At 70.5% G+C, this 4,802-nt stretch carries 4 protein-coding genes; 2 read left to right on the forward strand and 2 right to left on the reverse strand.

Going from position 1 to position 4,802, the window contains the following annotated elements:
- Window positions 1–1,375, forward strand: a 1,375-nt coding sequence (locus ASG00_RS13305; RefSeq protein ID WP_235559598.1) for an AMP-binding protein, incomplete at its 5' end; no start/stop codon positions are given.
- 18 nt (window positions 1,376–1,393) lie between these two features.
- Here the strand turns inward: ASG00_RS13305 and ASG00_RS13310 are convergent.
- Both ASG00_RS13310 and ASG00_RS13315 read right to left on the reverse strand, forming a co-directional pair.
- Window positions 1,394–2,164: an MBL fold metallo-hydrolase gene (locus ASG00_RS13310; protein WP_200930933.1), complete on the reverse strand. Its 771-nt coding sequence runs from the start codon at window positions 2,162–2,164 to the stop codon at window positions 1,394–1,396.
- Window positions 2,161–4,203 carry a sensor histidine kinase gene (locus ASG00_RS13315; RefSeq protein ID WP_056210185.1) on the reverse strand — a complete coding sequence of 681 codons (2,043 nt, stop codon included), beginning with the start codon at window positions 4,201–4,203 and terminating at the stop codon, window positions 2,161–2,163. Before ASG00_RS13315 ends, ASG00_RS13310 begins: the two co-directional genes overlap by 4 nt.
- A gap of 103 nt (window positions 4,204–4,306) precedes the next feature.
- Here ASG00_RS13315 and ASG00_RS13320 point away from each other — a divergent pair, with 103 nt between their 5' ends.
- Window positions 4,307–4,675, forward strand: coding sequence for a response regulator (locus ASG00_RS13320; protein WP_045248612.1), 369 nt, complete (start codon window positions 4,307–4,309; stop codon window positions 4,673–4,675).
- The last annotated feature ends 127 nt before the right edge of the window (window positions 4,676–4,802 follow it).

A 4,802-nucleotide genomic window follows, 5' to 3' on the forward strand; every position in this document is an offset into this window, starting at 1 on the left:
GAGCCCGAACATCCCGGCGTTCGCGACCGTCTTCCACGGAGCGCTCCGCGCCGGCGCCACCGTCACCACGATCAATGCGCTGTACACGGCCGACGAGGTCGCCAAGCAGCTGCGCGACGCCGGCGCCACGTGGCTGTTCACCGTCGGCCCGCTCCTTCCCTCGGGTGGCGCCGCCGCCGCCGCGGTGGGCATCGACGACGAGCATCTCGTCGTGCTCGACGGTGCGCCGCGGCATCCGTCGTTGCGCGATCTGCTGACGGCCGGCGAGCCCGCGCCGGAGGTGACGTTCGACCCCGCGACGCACGTCGCAGCGCTCCCCTATTCGTCGGGAACCACCGGCGTGCCCAAGGGCGTCATGCTCACGCACCGCAACCTGGTCGCGAACGTCGCCCAGTCGCGGGTGATCATCGAGCTCGGCCACGACGACCGTGTGCTCGCGGTGCTGCCGTTCTTCCACATCTACGGCATGACGGTGCTGCTGAACATGGCCCTCAAGCAGCGCGCGAGCCTCGTCACGATGCCGCGGTTCGATCTGGTCGAGTTCCTCTCGAACATCCAGACCTACGGGTGCACGTTCATCTTCATCGCGCCGCCCATCGCGGTGGCGCTCGCGAAGCATCCGATCGTCGACCAGTACGACATCTCGAGCGTGCACTCGATCTTCTCGGGCGCCGCACCCCTCGACGCCGAGACGGGTGCCGCGGCCGCGCGCCGACTGCACGCGAGGATGCTGCAGGGATACGGCATGAGCGAGCTCAGCCCCGTGTCGCACGCCACCCCCGTCGACCGCACCGACGTGCCGATCAGCTCCGTCGGCGTGCCGCTTCCGAACATCGACTGCAAGCTCGTCGACACCGAGACGGGCGAGGAGATCACCGAGTTCGGCGCCGACGGGTTCACCGCACGGGGCGAACTGTGGGTCAAGGGTCCGAACGTGATGCTCGGGTACCTCGGCCGTCCCGATGCCACCGCCGAGACCTTGGATGCCGACGGGTTCCTGCACACCGGCGATGTCGCCGTCGTTCATCGCGACGGCTACTACGCGATCGTCGACCGCGCCAAGGAGCTCATCAAGTACCACGGCTACCAGATCGCTCCGGCGGAGCTCGAGGCGCTTCTGCTGAGCCATCCGAAGATCATGGATGCCGCGGTCATCGGTGTGCTCGACGACGAGCATGAGGAGATCCCGAAGGCGTTCGTTGTCGCGGCGCCCGATTCGGGGCTCACCGAGGACGACGTGAAGGCGTTCGTCGCCGAGCACGTCGCCCCGCACAAGAAGGTGCGGCGGGTGGAGTTCATCGACCAGATCCCGAAGTCGACGTCGGGGAAGATCTTGCGCAAGGATCTGCGCGCGCGGGAGTCCGTCGGGGCCTGAGGCGATCCGGAGCGCGGGTCAGATCTCGAACGGGATGCCGCGCTCCGGCACCCGCAGGAGGGCGCCCAGCCCTGCCGCCGCGAACGCCTGCACGAGGTCGTCGGTGCTCTCGCTGAAGTGCGCCCACCCCTCGGTGTGCACGGGCACGACGACCGGCGCGCCGATGGCTCGGGCGGCGGCGACCGCGTCGGTCGCGGTGAGGGTGAGGGCGCCGTCGACCGACGGCGTGCGCGCGGCTCCGGCGAAGAGCACGGCGACGTCGACCGGCGGCACGCGGGCGGCGATCTCCTCGACGAGCTCCGGCGCGGAGTTGTCGCCGCTGACGTAGACCGTCGGGAGACCGTCGCCGGTGAGCACGAAACCGGTCACGGGGCCGATCACGGGCTCGCTGCCGATCGGGCCGTGGCGGGCCGGCACGGCGGTGACGGTGACCTCGGACCTCTCGCCGACAAGAGTGACCGACTCCCACGGCTCGAGCGCGCGGGCAGGCTGACCGAGTCGCTCAGCGGCCAGCGGCGTCGTGAGCGCGATCGGTGCGGTGGCGAGCACGGCGCGACCCGCGGCATCCAGATTGTCGGCGTGCTGGTCGTGGGAGAGCAGCACCGCGTCGAGCGGCGGGAGCGCGGTGGCCTCGAGCGCCGGCCCGCGCAGCTTGGTGAGCGTGCGGGTCGCGGAGCCCACCTCGCCCGGCGGATCGAAGGTGGGATCGACGAGCAGCGAAAGGCCACCGAGCTGCAGCAGAACAGTCGGTCCGCCGATGTGGATGACTCGCAGACTGCCGGCGCTCACGCGCCCTTCGCCGACGTGGGACCGACCGGCTCCGCGTGGCGCACCGGGTCGAGAGCGGGAAGCGAGACCGTGGCGACCGTGCCGACGTCGTCGTGGCCACGGGTGAGCGCGACGGTGGCCCCGAGTTCGGCGGCCAGCTCCTGCACGATCGCGAGCCCGAGGCCCGTGCCCGACACCCCCGCCGCTGTCGCCGACGAGCTGCGGTAGAAGCGGTCGAACACACGAGGCAGGTCGACCTCATCGATGCCCGGGCCCTGGTCGCGGATCTGCACCGTCACCTGGCCCGACGACCGCTGCGCAGACACCTCGACCAGACCACCGGGCGGCGAGAACTTCACCGCGTTGGTGAGGAGGTTCAGGAAGAGGCGTGCGAGGTCGCCGGGACGGCCGTGCACGACGATTCCGGGGGTCAGGTCGGCGGAGATCGTCGCCTTCTGGCCGCGCAGGTTGATCGTGAGGTCTGAGATGCACTCCCGCAGCAGCTGCTCGAGATCGACGGCGACGCTGTCGCTCTCGCGTTCGGCCGCCCGACGCTCCTTCGACAGAGCGAGGATGTTCTCGACGACGTCGAGCAGTCGCTCGGCGTTGCGGTGGACGATGAGCACGAAGTCGCGTTGCACCGGGTCGGTGATGAGGTCGGCGAGCTCCTCGGTGAAGCCGATGATCGAGGTGACCGGGGTGCGCAGCTCGTGGCTGACGCTCGCCACGAAGTCGTCCTTCTCACGGTTGAGGGCCCGCAGCGTGTCGACGACCTGACGTTCCCGCTGCAGTCGCCGCTCGATCGCTGCCTCGGCATCGCGGAGCGGCCGGAGATCGACGACGGAGATGAGGTAGACGCGGCCGTAGCCCGAGCGCGAGAGAGATTCGATCGACACGGTCGCCGGGATGCTGTCCGATTCGACGAGCTCCCAGTCGAGCACCCGCGCCTCGTCCGCCCCGAGGGACGCGAGCTGCCGGTGCAGCGGAGAACGCGGCACGACGATCCAGTCGTGCTTCTGCAGCTGCGCGAACGAACTGCGGAGGATCGTCGAGGCGACCGCGTTGATCTCGATGACCGCGTAGCGTCCGCCCTCGACCTCCTGGAGGATCGCGAACCCGTTGTTGGCGCGCTCGAACGCATCGCGCAGAAGCCGCAGCAGACCCTCGGTCTGGTCCTGCAGTAGGCGTCGCTCGTTTCGGGTGGCACCGATGCCGAGCGTCGTGGCAGCGAGCGCGAAGGAGTAGATCTGCAGCAGCGTTCCGGTGCTCATCCCGCCGGCCGGATGAGCGAACGGCCCACCGCCGATCGCCGTGAGCGCGACCACGGCGACGATCGTGCCGACGAACTGGGTGAAGGCCACGAACATGGATTCGCTGAACGCGGCCCACGCCAGGATCGGCACGGGCAGGAAGGCGAGCGGGTTCGCGTTCAGCGGCGAGAAGGCGGCCACGACCGCCGCCAGCAGCGCCAGGCTGAGGAGCACCACGGTCTGGGCCGACGCGGTGCGCTTGCGCAGGCGGTTGAGCAGCGCCAACGGGGTGATCAGCACGACCGCGGAGATGTGGGAGGCGCTGGTCGAGAGCAGCGTGGGCAGGAATGCGCCACCCGACAGTGCGGCGCCGAGGCCGAGGCATCCGCCGACGACGAGGGCGCCCACGGCGGCAGCGGCGAGGAATCGCCCGACGTCCAGCAGGGTGGACAGGCGCGGCTCGTCGTCGCCGGGGGCGACGGCGGTCGCGACGATCCACACCTCGAAGGCCGCGCCGATCGCGCCCAGCACGACGAAAGCGGGTCCGCGACCGGCGCTGGCGGATGCCGCGGCGGTCACCGCCGCGATGCCCAGCAGCACCCAGAAGCGGCTGCGGCGGTCGGCCGTGACGACAGCGGCGACCGCGACACCGGCGGCCGGCCACCACCACGCCGTGGCCGCCGGACCGCTCTGCATGCCGGCGAACACGGCCCCGAGAACGCCCGAGAGCAGCACAAGGCCGATCACCGTGATCAGACGCGCCGCGAAAGGGAGCCTGCGCATGATCAGCGCAAGGCTCGGGCGGGTCATGGGCTGAGGTTACCCCAGGGGTCGCACTGTTCGAGCGTATGATCGCCGGAGGAAGCGGATGTCGCGCTCGGCCCCGGCCGCGACCCGGACGAACGGATGCGGAATGTCCCGAGTGCTGCTCGTCGACGACGACCAGGACATCCTCACCCTCACCTCGATTCGCCTCACCAGGGCGGGGTACGAGGTGACGACCTGCGCCGACGGCGAGGCGGGTCTCGCGGCGATCCGTCGCGACCGACCGCACGTCGCACTGCTCGACTGGATGATGCCGGGCCTGGATGGGTTGCAGGTCGCCGAGGCGGTGCGCGCCGATCCCGAGATCGCCGGCACGCGCCTCGCACTGATGACCGCCCGACCGGACGCCGAACGCACCGGCTTCGCCGACGAGCACGGCCTCGATCGCGTGATGATCAAGCCGGTCTCGCGACAGGACCTTCTGGCCGCGGTCGCGGCATTGTGCGCCGAGTGCTGACGGCGCCCCCGCTCAGGCGGATGCCTCCTCGGTGGGGCGAGCCAGCGCGATCTGCATGTCGAGGGTGAGCGGCGATCGGGTGACGAGCTCGTGCACGAAGGCGAACTTCCGCTTGACGGCCGCGGGG

Origin of the sequence: Microbacterium sp. Leaf351 (assembly GCF_001423825.1) — a bacterium.
GTDB lineage: Bacteria > Actinomycetota > Actinomycetes > Actinomycetales > Microbacteriaceae > Microbacterium > Microbacterium ginsengisoli.

What these genes read in the sequence shown, in the direction of transcription:
- ASG00_RS13315 (WP_056210185.1), bottom strand. Translation starts at nt 4,203, where the DNA reads ATGACCCGCCCGAGCCTTGCGCTGATCATGCGCAGGCTCCCTTTCGCG.
- ASG00_RS13320 (WP_045248612.1), top strand. Translation starts at nt 4,307, where the DNA reads ATGTCCCGAGTGCTGCTCGTCGACGACGACCAGGACATCCTCACCCTC.